This is a genomic window from Laspinema sp. D2d (genome assembly GCF_025370755.1).
Taxonomy (GTDB): domain Bacteria; phylum Cyanobacteriota; class Cyanobacteriia; order Cyanobacteriales; family Laspinemataceae; genus Laspinema.
Map to the genome: position 1 here is coordinate 65172 of NZ_JAMXFC010000017.1, position 23490 is coordinate 88661.

Annotated in this window: 18 protein-coding genes; 11 read left to right on the forward strand and 7 right to left on the reverse strand. The window is 47.3% G+C overall.

Translation table 11 applies throughout. The features are described from left to right. Positions 1–41 precede the first annotated feature (41 nt). From NG796_RS13320 to NG796_RS13340, 5 genes are all read left to right on the forward strand, one after another. Positions 42–3071, forward strand: coding sequence for a UPF0182 family protein (locus NG796_RS13320; protein ID WP_261207312.1), 3030 nt, complete (start codon positions 42–44; stop codon positions 3069–3071). Positions 3072–3151: 80 nt separating this feature from the next. Then, positions 3152–3370 (forward strand): hypothetical protein, encoded by a 219-nt coding sequence (locus NG796_RS13325; RefSeq protein ID WP_261207313.1) that lies wholly within the window; start codon positions 3152–3154, stop codon positions 3368–3370. A 61-nt stretch (positions 3371–3431) separates the two neighbouring features. After that, a complete protein-coding gene (locus NG796_RS13330) occupies positions 3432–3698 on the forward strand; it encodes a cytotoxic translational repressor of toxin-antitoxin stability system (protein WP_261207314.1) in 267 nt (88 codons plus the stop codon). Between the two features lie 149 nt (positions 3699–3847). Continuing rightward, positions 3848–5434, forward strand: coding sequence for a glucose-6-phosphate isomerase (locus NG796_RS13335; protein ID WP_261207315.1), 1587 nt, complete (start codon positions 3848–3850; stop codon positions 5432–5434). A 93-nt stretch (positions 5435–5527) separates the two neighbouring features. After that, positions 5528–6241: a response regulator transcription factor gene (locus tag NG796_RS13340; RefSeq protein WP_261207316.1), complete on the forward strand. Its 714-nt coding sequence runs from the start codon at positions 5528–5530 to the stop codon at positions 6239–6241. Between the two features lie 112 nt (positions 6242–6353). Here NG796_RS13340 and NG796_RS13345 read toward each other — a convergent pair whose 3' ends face one another. Continuing rightward, positions 6354–6506, reverse strand: a complete 153-nt coding sequence (locus NG796_RS13345) for a hypothetical protein (protein WP_261207317.1) — start codon at positions 6504–6506, stop codon at positions 6354–6356. 463 nt (positions 6507–6969) lie between these two features. Between NG796_RS13345 and NG796_RS13350 the strand changes: the two genes are divergently transcribed. The 4 genes from NG796_RS13350 (at position 6970) to NG796_RS13365 (ending at position 14618) form a co-directional block, all read left to right on the forward strand. After that, positions 6970–12360 (forward strand): ATP-binding sensor histidine kinase, encoded by a 5391-nt coding sequence (locus NG796_RS13350; protein ID WP_261207318.1) that lies wholly within the window; start codon positions 6970–6972, stop codon positions 12358–12360. Between the two features lie 576 nt (positions 12361–12936). Next, the gene (locus NG796_RS13355; RefSeq protein ID WP_261207319.1) at positions 12937–13065 is read left to right on the forward strand and encodes a hypothetical protein; all 129 of its coding nucleotides are present in this window, start codon (positions 12937–12939) and stop codon (positions 13063–13065) included. A 170-nt stretch (positions 13066–13235) separates the two neighbouring features. Next, positions 13236–14105: a hypothetical protein gene (locus NG796_RS13360; protein WP_261207320.1), complete on the forward strand. Its 870-nt coding sequence runs from the start codon at positions 13236–13238 to the stop codon at positions 14103–14105. A gap of 57 nt (positions 14106–14162) precedes the next feature. Next, entirely contained in the window at positions 14163–14618 is a 456-nt protein-coding gene (locus tag NG796_RS13365) for a PH domain-containing protein (protein ID WP_261207321.1), read from the forward strand. Positions 14619–14927: 309 nt separating this feature from the next. Here the strand turns inward: NG796_RS13365 and fghA are convergent, their stop codons facing one another. Next, positions 14928–15776 carry an S-formylglutathione hydrolase gene (gene fghA / locus NG796_RS13370; protein ID WP_261207322.1) on the reverse strand — a complete coding sequence of 283 codons (849 nt, stop codon included), beginning with the start codon at positions 15774–15776 and terminating at the stop codon, positions 14928–14930. Positions 15777–15778: 2 nt separating this feature from the next. Continuing rightward, entirely contained in the window at positions 15779–16891 is a 1113-nt protein-coding gene (locus NG796_RS13375; RefSeq protein ID WP_411268810.1) for an S-(hydroxymethyl)glutathione dehydrogenase/class III alcohol dehydrogenase, read from the reverse strand. 407 nt (positions 16892–17298) lie between these two features. Here NG796_RS13375 and modA point away from each other — a divergent pair, with 407 nt between their 5' ends. Then, entirely contained in the window at positions 17299–18102 is an 804-nt protein-coding gene (gene modA / locus NG796_RS13380) for a molybdate ABC transporter substrate-binding protein (RefSeq protein ID WP_261207361.1), read from the forward strand. Positions 18103–18107: 5 nt separating this feature from the next. After that, a complete protein-coding gene (gene modB / locus NG796_RS13385) occupies positions 18108–18758 on the forward strand; it encodes a molybdate ABC transporter permease subunit (RefSeq protein ID WP_261207325.1) in 651 nt (216 codons plus the stop codon). 130 nt (positions 18759–18888) lie between these two features. Here the strand turns inward: modB and NG796_RS13390 are convergent, their stop codons facing one another. The 4 genes from NG796_RS13390 to murC form a co-directional block, all read right to left on the reverse strand. Continuing rightward, positions 18889–19380, reverse strand: coding sequence for a low molecular weight protein-tyrosine-phosphatase (locus tag NG796_RS13390; protein ID WP_261207327.1), 492 nt, complete (start codon positions 19378–19380; stop codon positions 18889–18891). A gap of 225 nt (positions 19381–19605) precedes the next feature. Then, the gene (locus tag NG796_RS13395; RefSeq protein ID WP_015146989.1) at positions 19606–19956 is read right to left on the reverse strand and encodes a YbaB/EbfC family nucleoid-associated protein; all 351 of its coding nucleotides are present in this window, start codon (positions 19954–19956) and stop codon (positions 19606–19608) included. 467 nt (positions 19957–20423) lie between these two features. Next, a complete protein-coding gene (gene murB, locus NG796_RS13400) occupies positions 20424–21437 on the reverse strand; it encodes a UDP-N-acetylmuramate dehydrogenase (protein ID WP_261207328.1) in 1014 nt (337 codons plus the stop codon). A gap of 106 nt (positions 21438–21543) precedes the next feature. Then, a complete protein-coding gene (gene murC / locus NG796_RS13405; protein ID WP_261207329.1) occupies positions 21544–23100 on the reverse strand; it encodes a UDP-N-acetylmuramate--L-alanine ligase in 1557 nt (518 codons plus the stop codon). Positions 23101–23490 lie beyond the last annotated feature (390 nt).

The following is a 23490-nucleotide window of genomic DNA, read 5'->3' on the forward strand; positions in this document are numbered from 1 at the left end:
CTAGATCAAAACTCTAAACTAAACTCTAAACTCTAAAATTCATGCTTAAAGGGTTAGGAAAACAAGCCTTTAAATGGATCGCGGCTGGATTAGCCGTATGGATGGGCATAGAACTCTTTGCTTTTTTGAGTGCCGAAAGTCTTTGGTTTGAAGAACTGGGCTACGAACGAGTATTTTGGGTCCGCTTACTCACCCGCTTGGTGTTGCTGGGGTTAGGAGTGGGAATCACTGGCGGTTTAACCTTCAGCAATCTATTTCTGGCGAACCATCTTAAATATGGCAAATTAGATCTCCTAAGTCGGGGACTGACGGAACCCCTGGGAGGGCGCGATCGCTGGAAACGCAATATTAGCTATCCCTTTCCCCAACCCAACATCCCTTCCCCCAATGCCTATACCGCCCTCAACTTAGAATCCCTACTGGCGTTTGTCATCCTCCTCTCCTTGGGAATCTCCACTCTCCTGGTGTATTACGCTCAGGTGGTGGTGGATTATTGGCATCCCGGTTCCTGGTTATTGTTGAACTCTCCCTCAGTTCCCTTGGGATTTGGACTTAAATCCAGTCAGGAAATCTTACAGCAAATGACAACAGATTGGTGGCAAATTGCCCTGTTGTTGCTATTTACCCTAGCCATTGTTCTGGAACCTCGCTTACTCTATGCGATCGCCGCTATCTTAAGCCTTTTCTTCGGTTTAGTCCTCTCGGGTCAGTGGGCAAAAGTTCTGCTTTTTTTCCACCCGAACGCCTTTGATATTACTGAACCCGTTTTTAACCAAGATATAAGCTTTTATATTTTTAATTTCCCCATTTGGGAACTCCTCGAATTTTGGCTATTGGGAGTATTTTTTTTCCTCCTGGCTTCGGTCACTGTCCTCTATCTAATCTCCGGAAATAGTATTAGCGAAGGGAAGTTTCCGGGATTTTCTGATGGGCAATTGCGCCACCTTTATGGATTGGGTGCGGCACTCATGGGGGCGCTCGCCTTGCGCTATTGGCTATTGCGTTATGAATTGCTCTATACCAGCAATGATGTAATTTATGGTGCTGGTTATACCCAAGCCAATGTAGAGGTTTGGAGCTATGGGGCCTTAACCCTATTATCCGGGGCATTCGCCCTTTTCTTACTCTATCTAACCTTCCGCCAACCCGAACGCCGCCACTTTAGACGGCTCAAACAGTCCTTGGGGCTCTATGTGGCAATGGTCGCGATCGCCGGTGCAGTTCTGCCTTTCGCGGTGCAACGTTTCATCGTCCAACCCAACGAAATTGAACGAGAGCGTCCCTACATCGAGCGCAGTATCGCCTTCACTCGCCAGGGATTTGACCTCGATCGCATTGATGTCCAACTCTTCAACCCGGAAAATACCCTAAGTTTTAAGGATATCCTCGCCAATGACCTCACCATTAATAATATCCGCCTCTGGGATACGCGCCCTCTCCTCCAAACCAATCGCCAACTCCAGCAAATTCGGCTGTACTATAAATTTCCCGATGCGGATATCGACCGCTATACCCTCAGAAAAAGCGACCCAGAATCGGAGGAATCCATCACCGAACGGCAACAAGTCTTGATTTCGGCCCGGGAACTGGACTATAGCGCCGTTCCCACGGAAGCTCAAACCTGGGTGAATGAACACTTAGTTTATACCCACGGCTATGGGTTTACCTTGAGTCCGGTGAATACGGTGGGCCCCGGGGGATTGCCGGACTACTTCGTTCGGGATATTGGCATGGAAGGCCAAACCGTGCAGGAAACGGTCAACGATGGCATATTAGGTACAGCGAATGAACTGATTCGAGCCAGCATTCCGATCGGGCATCCCCGGATTTACTATGGGGAACTCACCGATACCGCTGTGATGGCACCGAGTAAAGTGCCCGAGTTAGATTATCCCCAGGGTGATGAGAATGTTTATAATACTTATGACGGGGCCGGGGGGGTTTCAATTGGCTCTTGGTGGCGTCGGTTAATCTTTGCCAAATACCTGAACAACTGGCAGATGTTGTTCACGGACAATTTTACCCCGCAGACGAAAGTTTTATTTCGCCGCAATATTAAGGACCGGATTCGGGCGATCGCCCCGTTTTTGGAATTTGATAGTGACCCTTATCTGGTTGTGGCGAATACCCGCTTATATGAGTCGGGAATCACTCCAGCGAAACAACCCTTTCCAGCGGATGATAATTATCTGTACTGGATTATTGATGCCTATACCGTTAGCGATCGCTATCCCTATTCTGAACCGACTGACCAGCAATTTAACTACATCCGCAACTCGGTCAAAGTTGTGGTAGATGCCTATAATGGGAAGGTTAAATTGTACATGGCTAACCCGTCGGACCCACTGGTTCGCAGTTGGCAAGAGATTTTCCCCAATTTGCTTCAACCCCTAGATGCCATGCCGATGGCTCTGCGCAGCCATATTCGCTATCCCCTGGATTTTTTTACGGTGCAATCAGAACGGCTGCTGACCTACCACATGACCGATCCGACGGTTTTTTATAATCGAGAAGACCAATGGCGAGTGCCGAAGGAGATTTACGGCACTGAGCAGCAAGTGCTTGAGCCTTATTATCTGATTATGAAATTGCCTACGGAAGTCTCTGAGGAATTTATTTTGTTGCACCCGTTTACGCCGATGAGTCGCAATAATTTAATTGCTTGGATGGGGGGGCGATCGGATGGGGTTAATTATGGGAATTTACTGCTGTATCAGTTCCCCAAACAACAGTTGGTTTATGGTCCCGAGCAGATTGAAGCCAGAATAAACCAAGATCCGGTGATTTCTCAACAGATTTCCCTGTGGAACCGCCAGGGATCACGGGCGATTCAGGGGAATTTGTTGGTGATTCCCATTGAGCGATCGCTGCTGTATGTCGAACCGCTTTATATTGAGGCAGAACAAAATAGTTTGCCCATTTTAGCCCGGGTGATTGTGGCATACGAGAACCGAATTGTTATGGCAGAAACCCTTGAACAGGCCCTCAGTGCTATTTTCCAGGGAGAAGAACAACCCACAGACCCCATTATTCGTCCGGTGGAAGACTTGACGTTACCCCCGTTGAATTAATCGGATTGAGCAGTCTGATAGAAATTTAGCTCAGTCCGCTACACTGACAAAAATCGCTGACTCAACCCTGGGAGGGATTGATGAAACTGCTCAAAAAAAGAGTTAGAAGTTTGCTCGTGCAACTCTATGAAGAAGTAGAGATGCTTTCCGATGATGATTTGCAACAGGTCGGGGCTGTGGTAGAAAGTCTTTATTACGATCTGTATGTGCTTCGCTTCATTCAGCAAGCGAACCGCAGCCTTAAGCCTGGGGATAGCTTCACCCGTGAGGAAGCCTTGCGATATTTGCGATCGCTGTGATGGTGTTGCAGCTATCTGTATTGAAGTCAACCTTTAGATTCAGGGGGAATAAAATTATCCTGTGATTCTTGAAGCACGCTATAGTCGGTCTTTCCTTCTCGATCTTAAGCAGTTAGACCGAGCTAGTTTCGAGCGGGTGTACGATTTTGTCTTTTTCAAATTTATGCAGATTGAACGGATTCAAGAGTTGCCGGAGTTACACCAACTCGGGTCTCATCCTATTTTTTATCGGTTTAGGCTGGATAACTATTTTGTAGCCATACAAGTGATTGGTCATTTTGTCAAGTTTTTACGGATTCTACCCCTGCCCGACCTGAACGAACCCTAAGCCTTCTGGGGAAGTCCTCCAAGGATTTGCGGTATATCCCAGTTCCGGTTAACCACTGAAAGGGTCTAATTGTATCCGCATCCTTAATCTCATTCCACTGATATCGGTACACTTGTGTGTGGTGAAACAAAGATAAGTAGAGAGTTGTTATGGATGCTCGATCACTCTGGAAACGATATCAGGACTGGCTCTATTATCATGAAGGGCTAGGACTGTACCTGGATATCAGTCGGATGAGATTCGATGATGCCTTCGTCGAATCGATGAAACCGAAGTTTGAGCAAGCCTTTGAGGATATGAAGGCCCTAGAAGCCGGGGCGATCGCCAATCCGGATGAAGGCCGCATGGTCGGTCACTATTGGTTACGAAATCCGGACATTGCACCCACCCCAGAACTCAAACAAGAAATCCTCGAAAACCTCAGCCATATCGAGGAGTTTGCCCACAAAGTTCATAACGGGACGATCCACCCTCCCAGCGCTTCCAAATTTACAGACATTCTCTCCATCGGCATTGGGGGATCGGCCCTCGGACCACAATTTGTCTCCACAGCCCTGGCCCCTGAGCCTGCACCCCTGGGAATTCACTTTATTGACAATACCGACCCCGCCGGGATCGATACCTTGTTAAATCACATCAAAGACCGTCTGCCCACGACTCTGGTCCTAGTGATTTCTAAATCCGGTACGACCCCCGATACCCGCAACGGCATGATTGAAGTGCAAAAAGCCTTTGAAAGCATGAGTCTCCACTTTGCCAATCATGCCGTTGCCATTACCGGCCATGATAGCGCCCTGGAAAAACAAGCCCAGAAAGAAGGCTGGATTGACATTTTCCCCATGCATGACTGGGTGGGAGGACGCACCTCCGAACTCTCAGGGGTGGGGTTAGTCCCCGCAGCGTTGCAGGGAATTGATATTCAAGAGATGCTCGCTGGGGCCAAAGAAATGGATGAGGCCACTCGTCAACCGGACCTCAAGGGCAATCCAGCGGCCTTGCTGGCCCTCTCCTGGTACTTTGCAGGCAATGGACGGGGGGAAAAAGATATGGTGGTGCTGCCTTATAAAGACACTCTGTTGCTCTTTAGCCGCTATCTGCAACAGTTGGTGATGGAATCCCTCGGTAAGGAGAAAGATTTAGCCGGTAATACGGTTTATCAAGGGATTGCCGTTTATGGAAATAAGGGTTCTACCGATCAACACGCTTATGTTCAACAACTGCGCGAGGGGGTCCCGAATTTCTTCCTCACCTTTATTGAGGTCTTGGAAGACCGTCAGGGCCATTCCCCAGAGGTAGAACCGGGAATCACCACCGGGGATTATTTGTTAGGGTTTTTGTATGGAACTCGGGAAGCGATTTATGACAATCAGCGCGATTCCATTTCCGTGACGATTCCCCAGGTTAATCCCCGCACCGTTGGGGCGTTGATTGCCCTGTACGATCGCGCGGTGGGCTTATATGCCTCGTTGACTAATATCAATGCGTATCATCAACCCGGGGTCGAAGCGGGTAAAAAGGCCGCTTCAGAAATTCTCCGCCTGCAAACCCGCATTATTGAGGTGATTGCAGCGGAAGGGAAACCGTTATCCCTAGAGGATTTGGCCCAGAAAGCGGATGCGAGCGATCGCATTGAAATGATTTATAAAATCCTGCGCCATCTCCATACCAATGGACGGCAAGTGACTCTATCCGGTAATTTGGCCCAACCTGCCAGCTTAAGTGTGTCTGCTCGTTAAATCGAGTTGGCCTGACCCTGGATTTGACCTACGCTAGAAGTATAGACGCTACTCGGTGGCGTCTATACTTGTTCAGTTCCCCCTTGAGACCCCATGCCCTTGACGATTCTGATTGTTGATGACGATCCCGCTATTCGTCTGTCTATCTGCCATTATTTGGAACAGTGCGGTTACTCTGCGATCGCCGCTCAGAATGGTCAAGAGGGTCTATTAAAAGTAGAAGAATTTCAACCTCAGTTACTGGTAACGGATATCATCATGCCCGAGATGGATGGGTATGAATTGGTCAAGCGTGTCCGCAAAAAACCGGCTTTACGGTTGTTACCTGTGATTTTTTTAACCGCCCGCACCAGTACCCCGGAACGGATTTTAGGGTATAAACTCGGCTGCGATTTGTATTTACCCAAGCCGTTTGATTTGGAGGAACTCGGCGCAGTCATTCGTAATTTGTTGGAGCGATCGCAACTCATCCAGTCCCAGTGGCGATTTAAGTCCGATGACTCCTCCTCTCCCCCTGCGGAACTGAATAAAAACCCGCCTTCTCCCGGCGATTCTCTCCCGGCCAATTTCAATCCAGGAACTACGGCATTAACGGCACCAGAGTCCGAGTTTACGATTGCTTTAACGCCCCGAGAACGAGATGTTTTAGATTTACTGGCGGAAGGTCTTTCTAATGCCCAAATCGGCGATCGCCTCCACTTGAGTCCGCGCACCGTGGAAAAATATGTGAGTGCGCTGTTGAGAAAAACGGAAACCAGTAATCGCGCCGGACTTTTGCGCTTTGCGATCGAGCATCACTTGGTTTAACGGGTTTTTTGTTCTAAATTTATCTCGGAGACCTCAACTTGGGGGATAAAGATAAAATCCAGTCAATACCAGAACCAAAATCCCCCAGGGGAAGAGCTTCCTGGGGGGGAAATCATCCCTCTTCAATGTCAGTTTTAACTTCTGGAGTTGCCACATTTGCAGCATTCATGACTGAAAACCCAAGGTGGCGATCGCAACGTGCTGATCTCAGAAATTGGATTGCACCTCTAAGGGCAAATTTTGAGGCAGTATTGGCAACTTCCATCGATGCCCCCTGTTTTAAACCTGAGAGAGAACGGCTAAAAATCGCTCTTGGGTTTTTAGCCTTGGACAAGGTATTCACCCGTTTCCGCGATTCGAATGGTATTGGGAATTGGATGCTATTCCCTTTATTTCACCGTTTTTGCACCGTAGTTGGTGATGCTATACTCTTGTAATAAATGCTTAGTCCTGAGTGAATTCTATAAGGTTAAAGGATGCCCCTCTTCTTAATCTATCTCTCTCATGAATCTGAGAACTGCTACAAAGAGGTTAGGGGTGATTTTATCATACAATGCAATTTTCACAAAACATGATTTTAGTAAAGTTTTATGAAGGATCTAAAAACCTTTAAAAACTACAGACAAAAGTGACAAAGTAAAGATAAAATCGGGGAAACGGTGTCATCGTGATAGTCACAAAGCGCCCAAAATTTTACCCCCTTGATTAACTAACCTGAATTTCTAGTGATGACGAAACTCAACTTAGCTGGCTATCAAGAAACGACCCTTTGCTATGCTGGAACTCGGACTCTAGTGTATCGAGCGACCCGAGATAGCGATCGCCAACCCGTCATCATTAAAACCTTACGGAGTTCGCACCCTAAGTTCCCTGAATTGCTACAGTTCCGGAACCAGTACGTCATCACTCGGAATCTGGAACACCCGGCGATCGTGAGCCCTCTATCTCTGGAACTTTATGAGAATGGTTATGCGCTGGTGATGCCGGATGATGGCGCGATCGCCCTCTCCGATTATTGGCAGCAGTCAAACCGTTCTGTGGGCGAATTTCTGGCAATTGCCACCCAACTGGCAGAAGCACTGCATTATCTGACGCAACAGCGGATCATCCACAAAGATATCAAACCGCCAAATATCGTCATCCATGCCAAAAGCGGTCAAGTTAAAACAATCGACTTCAGCATCTCCTCTCTCCTTCCCAAAGAAAAACAGCAACTCATCAACCCCAACGTTTTAGAAGGGACCCTGGCCTATATTTCCCCGGAACAAACGGGACGGATGAATCGGGGGATCGATTACCGTACCGATTTTTATTCCCTTGGGGTTACCTTTTTTGAACTACTCACCGGACAACTGCCCTTTGATACCCTCGATCCAATGGAGTTGGTGCATTGCCACATTACTCAAGCGGTGCAGTTTCCCAAAAACTCAGAAGTTCCCGAGATGCTGCAAGCGATCGTCCTCAAGCTAATGGCAAAAAATGCTGAGGATCGCTATCAGAGTGCATTGGGTTTAAAGCATGATCTTCAGCAGTGTTGGCAAGACTTAGAAGCAACGGGAGAAATTACACCGTTTGAACTTGGGCAGCGCGATCGCTGCGATCGCTTCTTGATTCCCGAAAAACTCTATGGACGTCAAAGCGAAGTGCAGACTTTACTCGATGCCTTTGATCGCGTCGCCAATGGTGCAACTGAAATGATGTTGGTAGCGGGGTTTTCAGGTATTGGCAAAACCGCTGTGATCGAGGAGGTCCATAAGCCCATTGTCAAACAACGGGGCTACTTTATCAAAGGCAAATTCGATCAATTCAATCGTACTATCCCTTTCTCCGCTTTCGTGCAAGCCTTCCGAGATTTAATGCGGCAATTGCTGGGTTCCTCTGATGCAGAATTGGCGACTTGGAAGGAAAAAATCCTGAGTGCACTCGGAGAAAACGGGCAAGTCATCATTGAGGTGATTCCCGAGTTAGAACGCATTATCGGTCCCCAGCCCCCGGTCCCGGAACTGTCGGGAAGTGCGGCTCAAAACCGCTTTAACCTCCTGTTTGGCAAGTTTGTGCGTCTGTTCGCGACGAAAGAACACCCCCTCGTCATTTTCCTCGATGACTTGCAGTGGTCAGATTCTGCTTCGTTAAATTTGCTGAAGTTGTTAATGGAAGGGTCAGAAGCGAATTATTTGCTGATTTTGGGAGCCTATCGGGATAACGAGGTATTTCCCGCTCATCCGTTAATGCTCATCTTGGATGAAATTCGCAACCAAGGAGCAACCCTCAACACCTTGACTCTGGCGGCTTTAGGTCAGGAGCAAATTACTGGTTTGGTTGCTGATGCCTTATTGTGTTCGACGGCGATCGCTGCACCACTTTCGGAGTTAGTGTATCAAAAAACTCAAGGTAATCCCTTTTTCACGACTCAATTTTTGTTGATGTTGTATCAGGAGGGCTGTATTGCATTTGAGGCGGATGAGCTTTACTGGAAGTGCGATTTAGCGCAAGTGAGACAGTTGGCACTGACCGATAATGTCGTGGAATTCATGGTGGGGCGGTTGCAAAAGCTACCAGAGGAAACCCAGGAAGTCTTGAAATTAGCCGCTTGTATTGGCAATCGATTTGAGTTGGCAACCTTGGCGATCATCTGCGAAGCCAGTCGAGAAGAAGTGGCAACCAATTTATGGCGATCGCTGCAAGAAGGATTTGTAGTTCCCCAAAGCGAAACCTATAAGTTTTTCCAGGGAGAACCCTGTCAGTCGGAAAGCTTTGAAGACGTAGTAGTGAGCTATCGTTTCTTGCACGATCGCGTTCAACAAGCTGCCTATGCTTTGATTCCTGACGAATGGAAACAACAGACTCACTATCATATCGGACAACTTCTGTTACAACAAATTCCCGTAGAGGCAAGAGTTGATCGGATTTTTGAGATAGTCGGTCAATTGAACGATGGCGCTTCTCTGATTACCGAACAACAAAAACAAGATGAGTTAGCGGAACTCAATCTCATTGCCTGTCGCAAAGCTAGAGCCGCCACCGCCTATCAAGCTGGTCGGGAATATGCACAAAAAGGGTTGACCTTACTGGACGATAATTCTTGGGAAAGACAGTATGAGCTAACTTTAGGACTTCATGAAATTGCAGCGGATTTAGCTTCACTCTGTGGTGATTTTACCACAATGGAATCCTTGATTCAAGTCATTTTTAATCAAGCCACTACCTTGCTGGATAAAGTAAATGCGTATGGGGTAAAAATTCAAGCCTCTATATTTCAGGAGCGATTAGTAGAAGCGATCGATATCGCACAACAAGTCTTAGGACAATTTGGAATTAATTTTCCTTCCCCTCCCACCCAGATAGCTATTGACCAAGAAATTGCAGAAATAGAACAGCTAATTGGGGACCGGGATATTGAAGATATCATTGACTTACCGATTATGACCAATCGGGAAAGCCTCGCCATCATTAAGATTGCCAATAGCATTATTGGCATTGCTTACCGTGCTGGTTCTCCCTTGTTTCCCTTCATCGTTTCCTTGCCCGTCAAACTATCCCTTCAATATGGGAATACAACGGATTCAGTTTTTACTTATGCCAGCTATAGTTTGGCCTGTAATTTCCGGCAAGATATAGACATGGGGGCCAAGTTTTGTCAGTTGGGACTCCAGCTTGCCTCTAAACTTCAGATTGTGCTAACTAAACCGGAAATTTTCAATATTTTAGGCGGATTTCTGATTCATCGAAAATCTCACCTTAAAGAAACCCTTTCTATTCTGCGCAACGGTTATTTAGCGGCGCTAGAAGTGGGAAATTTAGAATTTGCCGGATATAATGCTCAAACCTTTTGTTTAAATGCTTTATCCTGCGGCCAACCTCTGGGAATCTTAGAGCGGGATGCCCGCGCTTATTCCAATGGACTCCTACCCTTAAATCAATTTACAGCAGCAAATTGGTGTCGAATCTATTGGCAAACGATTTTAAATTTAACGGAAGGGGTCGAAGATCCGACGGTTTTATCTGGAGAAGCGCTTCAAGAACCGGATTTTCTGGCTAAAGCCTGTGAAGAGCAAGATTTAAATGGTTTATACTTTTTCTATTTCCATAAGCTCATGTTGAGCTACCTTTTTGATGAGATTGACCGGGCTAAACAGTTTAGTTTGGAAGCCCAGAAATCGTTGATTGCTACGGCTCAAACTATTGGAGGTCCTCTCTTTTATTTTTACGATTCTTTGACGGATTTATCAACGTTAAATCCCGGTTCTGATGAAGCGACAGAAGCCTTCAAGCGCGTGGAAAAAAACCAAACTCAGTTAAAGGCTTACTGGGCGCATTACGCTCCCATGAATCACCAGCATAAAGTCGATTTAGTGGAAGCAGAAAAATGTCGCGTTTTAGGGCAAAAAGCCGAGGCGATCGAGCTATATGACAAAGCGATCGCTGGAGCAAAAGAGAACGAATATATCCAAGAAGAAGCCTTAGCCAACGAACTGGCGGCAAAATTCTATCTTAACTGGGGTAAAGAGAAAATTGCCGCCACCTATATGATGGATGCCTACTACTGCTACGCTCGTTGGGGAGCAAAAGCCAAAACTGACCAACTTGAACAAACCTATCCCCAACTCCTCACTCCCATCCTCCAGCCATCAAAACCGCTTCCACCTTCCAACCCTTCCCGAACTTCTTCAAGTTCAATTGCTGCTACAATTACTACTACGACTTCTATCTTGGATATCAACTCCGCCATCAAAGGCTGCCAAGCACTTTCCGAGGAAATGGAACTCGAAGCTTTGCTGTCTAAATTGATGTATATCGTCCTGGAAAATGCTGGAGCAGACACAGGAGTTTTACTGTTAAACAACTGGGCAAGCTGGGAAGTCGTCGCTGAATTAGTTAACGGTAAGTATCACTTTTTTACGACACCCCTCGACCAAAGTAACTCCTTACCCCTCAGCATCATTCACACCGTCAGGAGAACGCAACAGACTGTACTTCTGAATTCTGTGGAAGGAGATATGACCTTTGCAGGAGACCCTTATTTGATTCAAAAACCCCCGAAAAGTTTAGTTTGTAAGCCTATCCTCAACCAAGGCAAACTTATCGGTATTTTATATTTAGAAAATCACCTGGCGATCGAAGCCTTCACTTCAGAGCGCATTGAAGCCCTCAATCTCTTGAGCACCCAAGCTGCTATTTCTATCGAAAATGCCCGACTTTATCAGCGTTTAGAAGATTACAGCCATAACTTAGAAGAGCTAGTCGAACAAAGAACTGAAGAACTTCAAGAAAACAACCAACACTTGCAGCAAACGCTCCTCCAATTGCAGCAAACTCAAGCGCAATTAGTCCACATGGAAAAGATGTCGAGTTTAGGACAGATGATGGCGGGAATTGCCCATGAAATCAATAATCCTATCAACTTTATAGCCGGTAACCTCATTCATGCTCGCGAATATTTTCAAGACTTGCTCGACTTGCTCACCCTGTATGAAGAAGACTGTCCCGAACCTAGTGACGCCCTGCAAGATAAACGGGAAGAGATTGATATAGAATTCTTGGGGGAAGATTTGGAGAACCTGTTAAATTCTATGCAAACCGGGAGCGATCGCATTAAAAAGATTATTCTAGGGTTGCGCAATTTCTTCCGTCTCCAAGAATCAGAAAAGAAAGAGGTAGATATCCATGAAGGATTGGAGAATACTTTTTTAGTTTTACAGCATCGGCTCAACTCTCAAGGCGATCGCCCAGAAATTGCCATTATTAAAAACTACGGTCAACTCCCCCCCGTCAACTGTTACGCCAGTCAACTTAATCAAGTCTTTCTACATATTCTGACGAATGCGATCGATGTCTTAACTTCCCCTGAAGCTAACCCCTGTCCCGAAATTCGTATTACCACCGAAATGGGACCCGAGCAAACTGTAAGGATTCGCATCGCTGACAACGGATGCGGAATGAGCGAAAGTATTCGCCAAAAAGTATTTGACCCCTTCTTCACCACTAAAGCGATCGGTCAAGGTACGGGACTGGGATTGTCGATTAGTTACCAAATCATCACCGAACAACATAAAGGGCAGTTGCACTGCGTTTCCAAACTTGGAGAAGGTACGGAATTCCTAATCGAAATTCCAGTTTAGGGATACAATTGCATACCGGACAAAACGCTTACAGTTGCCACAGTCATACCCTAAGTTCAAAACGTTTGTAGAGAACCGGATTTTTGAAGCAGTTTATCTTGAGTTTAAATAAAAAGGGTGTTGAACTCATGGCGATCTCACCTACCGACTCGGCCCTGGACAAATCCAACTGCCATGTTAATGGTGGGTTCAACCAGTTGGCGATCAGCTACGGCATAGCTAAGTAGACTCCTATAAGACTAAGCCAACGATGGGCGGCAGCGGTCGAATCAGCTACTGGCAAAGATCCAGTTTTTTCCTTGAGGCAGGGTGAACAGAAGTCGCCTTATTTATAAGAGAGCGCTTTGACAGAGGACTTTTGGACACCCCAACAAAGTCTCGTCCTGTAATGGGTTCAGCAGTTTTATTGAGTGTTTGGGCTCAGTCTCGGGGGGAATCGCCGGATGATGTAACAGCGACTAAATTGGTTCTCGTTACCCAAAATCTCCCTTGCCTGTGGCTAGAAAATAAAATAGCAAGAGCGCTGATATCAGAAACCTCTGAGGATTATGTAGCCATCAATACTGGACTGGCCGTATGCATCGCGTCAAAGCATTAGAATTTAAAATTGTGTTCGCCGTCAGCGTAGAAGATGGTATAATTCCCTTGAAAAAGAGTTTACAAGAAGCTACCGATTCGCAATCTCTAAATGCAGCATTAGAATGAGAAAAAAATCTCCTTTATGTGACTGTGACTCAGACACGAGATTTAGTTTATGTTTGTTACGGCGGCCAAGCCAGCCGTTACATTACAAGAAGTTCTCACCGATGCAGGAATGCGATCGCCTCGAAATTTGACTCGATAATCGTCCACTGTTTAGGACTTGAGGTCTAATCATGAGCTTTCATCCTGACCGTTTCGCCCCCGTTAGCTTACTGGCGATCGCCTTAACCCTCTGCGCCAGTCCTGTCCTATCCCAGTTCCCTCACCCCGATGCCAATGGAGATTATATCCGTCCGAATCATCATCACTGGGAAGTTGTAGATCCGGATCCGAATGGATTAAATTGCCGAATGCCCGCCGGTTGTACTTTTGATGACATTATGGCCTACAATTGCCCCGAATTTACCGGCAATTATTTAGATTATCCCATTCGTGGCACTCTACAAGTCGGACAAAGATTCCGAGGATTTTTTAGCAATGCCGGAGGAACATTTCGAGATAATCGGGGTTTGCCTTGGGTATTTGTGGGAGAAAATTACGATAGCAACACCCGAGGGTGCTTTGTTCGTGCTAACAGTAACTTTGTCAAACCGATCTCTCTTGGGGTCCCCAGCAATCTTAAGCAAGATACTGCCTTACCTATGACCATTACATTTGTTGAGGAAATGGCAGGAATTACCGTACCCGATAATAATACCACTCGTTCAGCCTATGGAGGAGAATTGAGACTTTATGACGTACATATTGCTAAAATGTTTGAAGTGACCCACTACTTCTGTGAACGGGGACGGCGAGGAGAAATGCTGTGGATGTACCGCGCTGGGGGTGGCAGTATTAACATGGGAAGGTTCCGAATTACTTGTGCTCAAGCAAATACGGTTGCAAACCGATTTGGATTGGGTAAAGGTGAAACCACAACCATCCGATATTCTGGTGAAGAAGGATACCGTCGCGAAGAAACCTTTGAAATTCCTATTCTGAATCTATATGGGGCTAATATTGCCCGGTGGTTGGATTTTACGGAAACTTTCACCCCAAATTAGAAGTCTTTAGTAACTGGACTTTTGCCCCATAAAATAGGACTTGCGATCGCCTAATTCATGGCTATTTTGAATGAAGCCTTAAATAAAGCCTCGTTCAAAAGTGCTTATTGTTTTTCTAGGAAAGAAAGGAGAACCCTGATGATTGACTTTAATGACTCTACGATTTTCAAACTTAAACCAATGGAAGAAAGTGCGGTACGAAGTGAAATTAAAGCATTCTTTGTTGAGGGCGAAAATATTGTCAGTGCCTTTAAAACCGTTCGTGACCAGTTGGTTTTTACTAACAAACGAATAATCGCAGCGAATGTAAAAGGGATGACGGGTAAAAAAGTTGACTATACCTCAATTCCTTATAGTAAAGTCCAAACTTACTCAATAGAAACTGCTGGAACTATTGATTTAGATTGTGAAATAGAACTTTACATTAGTGCAGTTGGAAAAGTTAAATTTGAGATTCAAGGAAAGTTTGATATTGTTAAATTCAATAAAATATTAAGTAATTATGTGTTGTGATTAAATTAACGGATTGAAGAAACAATCAAAACTGCATCGGGAAAGCAACAGTCCAACTGGAATTTGCTGACTCAATAAGTGAAGAAGTCCAAGCAATTTGTTTATAATCCCACAGAGCTTTATTCATATTATCAAATTCGTTGATACTATTTTATACCACATTCTGCATAAGTATTTTTGCTGGTGCGAAATGGGGGTTTAACTGTTTCCAGCAGTACCCGCAGGATATCCACTTTTTTACACCCTGATCGCACCAATTGACAGCCTGCGGTACAGCAATTCGTTCATCTCCATAAGCGTACAAAAATCCTAAACACAACCTAACGCCTCCGCATGATGGCGGATATGGTCATCTATGAAACTGGCAATAAAGTAGTAACTATGATCGTACCCCGATCGCATCCGTAAGCGGAGGTCAATCCCCGCCTGCTGACAAGCCATCTCAAACCGTTCCGGTAATAACTGACCTTGGGCCAAAAACGAATCCGCGTCCCCTTGGTCAATCAAAATCGGACGATGCCAAGCCGAAGTCTTCACTAACTCACTCGCATCATAGGCAGACCAAGTTTGACGATTCTCCCCCAAATAGCCTCGAAATGCTGTTTCCCCCCACGGACAAGACATGGGGGCTGTAATGGGGGCGAAGGCGGAGACAGACTGATAACGGGAGGGATTGCGTAAGGCACAGATCAGCGCTCCATGTCCCCCCATCGAATGACCGAAAATACTCTGACGAGTCGGATCCACGGGGAAATTCTCCGCAATTAGGGCCGGAAGTTCCTCGGTGACATAGCGGTACATCTGATAATGCTTCGCCCAGGGCAATTCTGTCGCATCCACATAAAAGCTGGCCCCAGTCCCGAAATCCCAGCGGTCCTCTTCTCCCGGCAGTCCCAGATTGCGGGGACTGGTATCCGGGGCGACCAACAGCAAGCCATATTGGGCTGCCAGACGTTGCGCCCCAGCTTTAGTAATAAAGTTTTCCTCTGTACAAGTTAGCCCCGATAGCCAATACAGAATGGGAACCGGCTGCTGGACTGCTTGGGGAGGAACATACACGGAGAAGCGCATCGGAGCATTGCAGCATTGGGAGGAATGCTGATAAAACTGGGTAGTTCCTCCAAAGGAACGACTCTGCTGAGTTAGGGTAAGGGTCATGATTAGGGGAAAGTGACAACGGTGCGAATGCCTTCCCCGCTGTGCATCAGGTCAAAAGCTTCGTTGATCCGATTGACGGGGATGATATGGGAAACCAGACTATCGATGTCGATTTTACCATCCATGTACCAATCGACGATTTTAGGTACATCCCGGCGACCTTTAGCACCTCCAAAGGCAGTTCCTCGCCAAACCCGTCCGGTGACGAGTTGGAAGGGACGGGTCCTAATTTCTTGGCCCGCCCCTGCGACACCAATGATTACAGATTCGCCCCAGCCTTTATGACAGCATTCGAGGGCCTGACGCATTACGTTGACGTTGCCGATACATTCAAAGCTATAGTCGGCACCGCCATCGGTAAGGTCGATGATGGCGGCAACAACATCATCTACATCGTTGGGGTTGATGAAATGAGTCATGCCAAATTTTTCAGCAAGGTCCCGTTTGGCGGGATTGAGGTCAATCCCAATAATTTGGTTGGCTCCCACTAAACGCGCGCCTTGGATCACGTTCAGTCCAATTCCCCCTAATCCAAAGACGACGACATTGGACCCCGGTTCGACTTTGGCGGTGTTGATGACGGCCCCAATGCCGGTTGTGACTCCACAGCCAATCAGACAGACTTTCTCGAAGGGGGCGTCATCGCGGATTTTGGCGACGGCGATTTCGGGAAGAACGGTGAAGTTAGCAAAGGTAGAGGTTCCCATGTAGTGATGGATTTTTTCACCATTGAGGGAGAAGCGGCTGGTGCCATCCGGCATGACTCCTTTGCCTTGGGTGGCTCGGATGGCTTGACAGAGGTTGGTTTTATTGCTGAGACAGTATTTGCATTGACGACATTCCGGGGTATAGAGGGGAATGACGCGATCGCCTACTTTAAGACTTTTGACGTCATCGCCGACTTCCACCACAACTCCAGCCCCTTCATGCCCCAGGATAGCCGGAAACAGTCCCTCTGGGTCGGCTCCAGATAAAGTATAGGCATCGGTATGACAAACGCCGGTCGCTTTGATTTCTACCATAACTTCTCCGGCTTTGGGACCGTTAAGTTGTACGGTTTCTAAACTTAAAGGTTTATCGGCTTGCCAAGCAACGGCGGCTTGTATGTCCATAATTATCTCGTCTTTGTTTGTTTTGTGAGAAGAAACAGTCCTGTTGATTGTAGCGGAAAATCAACCCTAAACTCGGAATTTTTTTGGTAAAGTAGGGGTTGACAAATCTATCAAAAAGGGGTTAAAGCATTCCGATTTAGATTTGCCTATGGCAAAACCTTGGCCTTTGGTGGAGATTACCGCTGGGGAGAAAAAGGTCAAGTCTTCGGGTCTAACTTGCAAGTAAAAACACGAACTATCATGGTGTTTTTTATTACTGGAAATCCAAAACATAAAATATGCAAAAACCCCGCACTCTGAAGGATGGTGTTTTTGCCGATCCCCCCAACCCGAGACCGCTGATGGTGCTAGTATTTTAGCAGGACGCCAGTATAATAGCAGGATGCAAAATCAGGTCAAACGTGACAACTATGGGACAACATCGGAGAAAACCGCTCAGGTATGTAGGTTTTGCCCTGCTTGCACTGCTGGTAGCTTGTGGGACATCTGAGGTAACCCAGCCGCCTGACTCACCCTCTGCCACTGTGACGCTCACGGTTTCCGCTGCTTCAGATTTGAACCCGGTGTTTCCTGAAATTGCTCAACTTTGGGAAGAGGAAACGGGACATCAAGTGGTATTTAATCTCGGTTCAACAGGACAACTGGCTCAACAAATTGCCCAGGGTGCGCCGGTGGATTTATTTGCCGCTGCTAATCAAAAATTCGTGGAAGATTTAGATAAAAAAGGGGTGGTTATTTCGGAGACAAAGGCACTTTATGGGGTGGGAAGAATTACCCTTTGGCATCGAGAAGACAGTGCCTTGAATCTGCAACAACTTCAGGATTTGACCCGGCCCGAAATTAAACGAGTTGCCATTGCAAATCCCGATCATGCTCCCTACGGAGTAGCCGCCAAAGAAGCTTTACAATCGGTGGGAATTTGGGATGAAATTCAGCCGAAGTTGGTACTGGGGGAAAATGTTAGACAAGCCCAACAGTATGCGGAATCGGGGAATGTGGATGTGGCGATCGCGGCTTTATCAATTAGCCTGAACCGTCCGGGTCAATGGGTCTTAATTCCCGAAGCGTTACATCAGCCTCTTGTGCAGATGTTAGTCATCCCGAAAGCGGCTCCTCATCCAGAAATTGCCCAGGATTTTGCTCGATTTATTAATGGTCCGAAAGGTAGACCTTTGATGCAAGAGTATGGATTTAGGCTACCGGGTGAGGACTAAATTAAATGATTTGGCAGCCTTTAATTTTGTCGTTACAGGTGACAGGAATTGCCAGTTTGTTAATTTTGATTTTGGGTTTAGGATTGGGTATTCTGTTAGCCCGAACCCGGTTTCCGGGACAGCTGCTGGTTTCCACGGTGTTAAATTTACCCTTGGTCCTACCTCCGAGTGTGGTGGGTTATGGGTTATTGCTGGCATTAGGGCGAGGTAGTCCGATTCAGGAAGTTTTGGGAATTCAGTTATTATTTACTTGGCAAGCTGCGGCGATCGCCTCGACGGTGGTAGCACTTCCCTTAATGGTGGAATCCACAAGGGTGGCGATCGCGAGTGTCAATCCTGAACTGGAAGACGCCGCCCGCACTTTAGGCGCATCGGAACTAGAAGTCTTGTGGCTGATTAGTTTACCTTTAGCCTATCGCGGAGTTTTGGCTGGATTAGGGTTAAGTATTGCCCGAGGGTTAGGCGAATTTGGCGCAACGCTGATGGTGGCAGGCAGTATTCCCGGGCGCACCCAAACTTTACCCCTAGCGCTTTATGATGCTGTACAGATGCAGGATTATCAACGTGCCAATCAAATGGTGCTGATCATGACGGTTATCGCCTTTACTTTGTTATGGGGGGTGAGACTGTTGGAAAACTCGCAGGAACATCAATGAAACAAGATACTCCATCCCGCTAATCCGATATTCAATCGGATTGAATTAAGGGTTTTTACAAAAAAAAACCGGGAAACTTCAATCGGGTTCCGGTTTATAATAGGTTATCCTAATCGACATTCTGGACAGGTTAGAGACTCACTTTGACATTTTGCTGCTCAACGACATAATCCAGAAGCCCTTCACAGGCATCGGTGAGCAGATCGATGACATTGTTGAATCCATCGGGACCGCCATAATAGGGGTCGGGAACTTCTTTCTCGGGGCGATCGCGACAGAAATCGCACATCATGCGGACTTTTTGCCGATATTGACCCTGGGGATCAAGGGAGATGATATCGGCGTAGTTTTCCCGATCCATCGCTAAAATGAGGTCAAATTTCTGAAAATCTGCGGGATGAAAGCGGCGCGCTTCGCCAATAAAAGTGAGTCCCTGTTGTTTAGCTGCGGCAACCATGCGGCGATCGGGTGGACTTCCCACATGATAAGCCGAAGTCCCAGCAGAGTCACAAATAATTTGACCCTCAAGATTTCTGCCTGCGATTTGATGGTTCATAATATTTTCAGCAGCAGGAGAGCGGCAGATATTCCCGAGACAGACGAATAAAAGTTTATAGGGCATGGCTGAGTTATTCGGAGTTGGAGACTGAGGATAATAAATAGAAGAGGCGATCGCCTTCTATCTTACCGAGATTTTAAACTGGATCACTCCAATTGAAACCGGAATCAAAGCAAAAAACAAAATTAGCTGGCTTTCTTGACACAGTAGAAAGCCAGCTAGATCTTGATGAAAAGTAGTTGATATGGATTAGACTCGATACAAAGACGACTGCCTGAGCTATAGCAGTTACAGACCGGGCAAATTGAGCCCACCTGTTAATTCTTCCATCCGTTCGCGCATGGTTGCGGTGGATTTATTATATGCATCTGTCATCGCAACGGCAACCAGTTCGGAAACCACTTCCGCTCCTTCACCGAGAGCATCGGGCGAAATTTCGACCCGACGGGGTTCTTGGTTGCCGCTTAAAACGACTTTAACCAGACCCCCACCGGCTTCTCCGATCACTTCGAGTTCATCTAATTCTTCTTGAAGCTTTTTAGCACCTTCTTGTACTTGTTGAGCTTTTTTGAAGGCTTCAGTCAGCTCTTTCATTTTGCCGAGACCGAAACCAAATCCTCCCTGTCCTTTTCCTGCCATAACGGGTTAACTCTGTATGGGTTCAAATCGATGTTGGCATGATTGAGCGGCGCGATCGCTGCTGTGGATTCTTGGTGCTTCAAGGGGACTGACCCTAAAATAGTCTCCTATTTTAGCCAACCAGTGCCGCTTTCTCCAAGCGTTTTGCCCTTGATATAAGAGCCAGTTCCGGTGTGCCTCACCGTACTGTGAAGTTCTGAAGCTCTGGCGCGTTAACCAAGGTTCTCTCCTTCAATCTTCAAGGGAAGGGAGAACTTAGAAGTCAATCGGGTTAACGGTTGTCTCCTACGGCTTGACCGACTCAAACTGAATGTCTGGAGTTGGCCGCGCTCAGAATCAGACCCTCGTGGGCATTACCCTTAGCAATACTACCACGCGATAATTCCAGTATGCCATTGACCCAGCCCGGGGGGTCACCGGGTTTGAGGAGGACCAGATGGGAGGCGATCGCCTCTCAATCCGTGAGGTTACAGGGCTTGAAACTCGCCAATCGTGCGAACTTCTGGTTCTAACAGCACGGCCCAGTTCTGCTCAACTTGCGCTTGGACATACCGAATAAGCTGGAAAATATCGCTGGCTTTCGCGCCGCCACAATTCACAATAAAGTTAGCGTGACGTTCCGCCACCTGAGCGCTGCCGATTTGGTACCCTTTGAGTCCAGTTTGCTCAATGAGCCATCCAGCCCCTGGGGAGCCGTCCGGATTGCGGAAGACACTGCCACAACTTGGCAGGTGATAGGGTTGGGTGGATTTGCGATGTTCGAGTTGTTCGGAGGTGGTCGCTTGGACCCGTGCGGGGTCTGCACCGGGTTTGAGTTGAAATGTGGCCTCGGTAACTAGGCGATCGCCCCCTTGCAGGACCGAGGTGCGATAGCTATACCCCAACTCTTCCAGAGTGAGGACAGAAATCGTTCCCCGGCGCGACACCACTTGAGTATTCACTAAAATTTCCGAGGTACAACTCCCGTGAGCACCGGCATTCATCACGACGGCTCCCCCAATCGTACCGGGAATCCCTACCGCCCACTCTAGTCCTTCCCATCCCAATTGAGCGGCTTGCCAAGCTAGACGCGGCAGGGACTGACCTGCGGCAACGGTTACTTGACCTGTTTCGGGATTAAAACGGCTATAGCGCAGATGGCGGGTAGAAATCGCCAAACCGGGAATGCCGCGATCGCTAACTAAGAGATTAGAACCCGCACCCAAGAAGGTCACGGGTAATCCTTGAGCCCTGGCCCATTCTAAACAGGCTTGGACTTCTTCTATCTGGTTAGGCGCAACATACCATTCAGCAGGACCCCCTACTCGAAAGGAGGTAAACATGGATAAGGAAACATTAGACTTAATCTGACAAGCGGTTCCGGCTAAATAAATAGATTCGGATCGATCGCGATCCCCATTCAATCGAGTCAGGTGTGAATTGGCGGGTTGGTTGACCACGGAGGGGCTGAGGGTGCGTACAGTATCGGAGGAAAGAGTCATGATAATCCAGGTGCTTAAATCCCTATAGACCACTGTTTGTGAAAGTAAATCATCCAGGGTATTTCGAGGAGCGATCGCCCGGGGTTCCCTAGAAACTTACTGGCGCTCAGGCTCGATGGCGTGCTTCTGCCAGAGCCGTTTGCTCGACCTGTTGATGAAATGCCATCACTTCCGGAATGATCTGATTCAAATTACCAGCCCCCAGAAATATGGCGAGGTCTCCCGGAAGCAAGGCTTCACTGAGAAACTTACTCACGTCAGACAGAGAAGGACTGTAATGCACCCGAGGATGATGAGCCGAGATCTCGTTAGCAACTTGTTGTCCGCTCAGTTGAAATTCATTGGCTTCCCCGGCACTGTAAATGTCGGTCACTAGGACCACATCAGCATCACTAAAGGATTCAGCAAACTCGGCTAAAAAGGCCCGAGTTCGACTGTACCGATGGGGTTGAAATATAGCAACAACACGACTAGCGCGAGAACGCAAGCCTTGAGTTTGCAGACTGGCCGCATGGAGGGTAGCCCGAATTTCACTGGGGTGATGAGCGTAGTCATCGACAAATTGGATATTATTGTAGTTACCTCGGGTCTCAAACCGGCGGCAAGCGCCCTCAAATGTAGCAATTTCCCGGGCAATCGTCGCAAAGTCTAAACCGACCAAGCGTCCAACAGCAACCACGGCTAGAGCGTTACTCAGGTTATGGGCACCAAGTAGGGAAATGGACAGTTGACCGAGAATTTGACCTCGCTCCCAAACCCTCGCTGTGGTCCCGTCGGCTCTATAAGCGATACAGTCTACGGTGTAATCGGCCCCGGAATCCAGGTTGAGGCTGTAGGAGATGCCCGGTTGAATGCGATCGCGCACGGTTGGGCAATCAATGCATCCCACTAAATCGGTGCAGCGCTCTTTAAAGGTTTCAAAAATCTCAATGACTTGATCCAAGCTCTGGTAGTGGTCCGGATGGTCTAGTTCGATGTTGGTTACCACGCCAATTTTTGCCGAGAGTTTGGCGAGGGACCCATCGGATTCATCCGCTTCTGCCACTAGATAGGGGCCTTCTCCCAGCCGAGCGTTCCCTTCCCAGGCTTTGACTTCTCCCCCCACCACAATCGTGGGGTCCAACCCGGCTTTTAACAGCACATAAGCCAGCATTGAACTTGTTGTGGTCTTCCCGTGGGTTCCGGCTACGGCAATGCTTTGATATTCAGAGATTAAAGCAGCTAGTAAGTCGGAGCGGTGAAAGATGGGACAGCCGAGGTCTAAGGCGGCTTGATATTCGCTATTGGCTCCATCGATCGCCGTTGAGCAAATCACTTGCGGCAAATCAACAGGGGACGGGATGCCGTTGGCGGCTAATCTTACCGGTTTCGGTGCGATCGCAGGTAAACCGCCAGACCCCTCCCCCTTGGCTGAACTCAAAACTGCCGCTTCATCGGTGGACGCGCTCTGTTGTCGGTAAAAATCCAGGTTGCTGGCATCTTGACGCCAAAAAATTTGCGCTCCATTTTCTTGTAAGCGCTGAGTGATATGGCTCGACCGAATATCGGAGCCAAATACCGGGACCTGCCGCTTTGCTAAAATGTAGGCAAGCGCTGACATTCCGATTCCACCGATTCCGATGAAATGAAAGGGTTTGCCACTTAGATCGATAGAATTGTGCATTATAAGCTCCTTACACACCACACCACGCCAATAACACGCGATATCATATCAAGAATTGTTTTTGTACGATACAGTCATAACAGAAATTAAGCGATCTCCCTGAAGAAGCATTTTTCGATTCTAGTGTCGAATACACCCCTTCTGTAGTCTTTTCCCGAGATTTTTCTAGGGTTAAACGTTTTGGGTGTGTTTACCATAACCGATGGTCAAGAAAAAGGGAAAATCACTCATGACCTTAAAAATGAGCTAGAAATCTCACTTAAGTTAGGTAAAAGTACGTTCCTGAAAGGTAGCAGAACCAAGGGGAAAGCACTCTTTCCATCGCACAAGTGCCTCCATCGGTTGGTAGGGTATTTCCGGAAAAAATACCACTAAAAAGCCGTTAGAGGA

Excerpts from the sequence above, each read along its gene's own strand:
- NG796_RS13320 (WP_261207312.1), top strand. The coding sequence starts at position 42 with ATGCTTAAAGGGTTAGGAAAACAAGCCTTTAAATGGATCGCGGCTGGA.
- NG796_RS13325 (WP_261207313.1), top strand. The coding sequence starts at position 3,152 with ATGAAACTGCTCAAAAAAAGAGTTAGAAGTTTGCTCGTGCAACTCTAT.
- NG796_RS13335 (WP_261207315.1), top strand. The coding sequence starts at position 3,848 with ATGGATGCTCGATCACTCTGGAAACGATATCAGGACTGGCTCTATTAT.
- NG796_RS13340 (WP_261207316.1), top strand. The coding sequence starts at position 5,528 with ATGCCCTTGACGATTCTGATTGTTGATGACGATCCCGCTATTCGTCTG.
- NG796_RS13345 (WP_261207317.1), bottom strand. The coding sequence starts at position 6,506 with ATGGAAGTTGCCAATACTGCCTCAAAATTTGCCCTTAGAGGTGCAATC.
- NG796_RS13350 (WP_261207318.1), top strand. The coding sequence starts at position 6,970 with ATGACGAAACTCAACTTAGCTGGCTATCAAGAAACGACCCTTTGCTAT.
- NG796_RS13355 (WP_261207319.1), top strand. The coding sequence starts at position 12,937 with ATGCATCGCGTCAAAGCATTAGAATTTAAAATTGTGTTCGCCGTCAGC.
- NG796_RS13360 (WP_261207320.1), top strand. The coding sequence starts at position 13,236 with ATGAGCTTTCATCCTGACCGTTTCGCCCCCGTTAGCTTACTGGCGATC.
- NG796_RS13365 (WP_261207321.1), top strand. The coding sequence starts at position 14,163 with ATGGCTATTTTGAATGAAGCCTTAAATAAAGCCTCGTTCAAAAGTGCT.
- fghA (WP_261207322.1), bottom strand. The coding sequence starts at position 15,776 with ATGACCCTTACCCTAACTCAGCAGAGTCGTTCCTTTGGAGGAACTACC.
- modA (WP_261207361.1), top strand. The coding sequence starts at position 17,299 with ATGGGACAACATCGGAGAAAACCGCTCAGGTATGTAGGTTTTGCCCTG.
- modB (WP_261207325.1), top strand. The coding sequence starts at position 18,108 with ATGATTTGGCAGCCTTTAATTTTGTCGTTACAGGTGACAGGAATTGCC.
- NG796_RS13390 (WP_261207327.1), bottom strand. The coding sequence starts at position 19,380 with ATGCCCTATAAACTTTTATTCGTCTGTCTCGGGAATATCTGCCGCTCT.
- NG796_RS13395 (WP_015146989.1), bottom strand. The coding sequence starts at position 19,956 with ATGGCAGGAAAAGGACAGGGAGGATTTGGTTTCGGTCTCGGCAAAATG.
- murB (WP_261207328.1), bottom strand. The coding sequence starts at position 21,437 with ATGACTCTTTCCTCCGATACTGTACGCACCCTCAGCCCCTCCGTGGTC.
- murC (WP_261207329.1), bottom strand. The coding sequence starts at position 23,100 with ATGCACAATTCTATCGATCTAAGTGGCAAACCCTTTCATTTCATCGGA.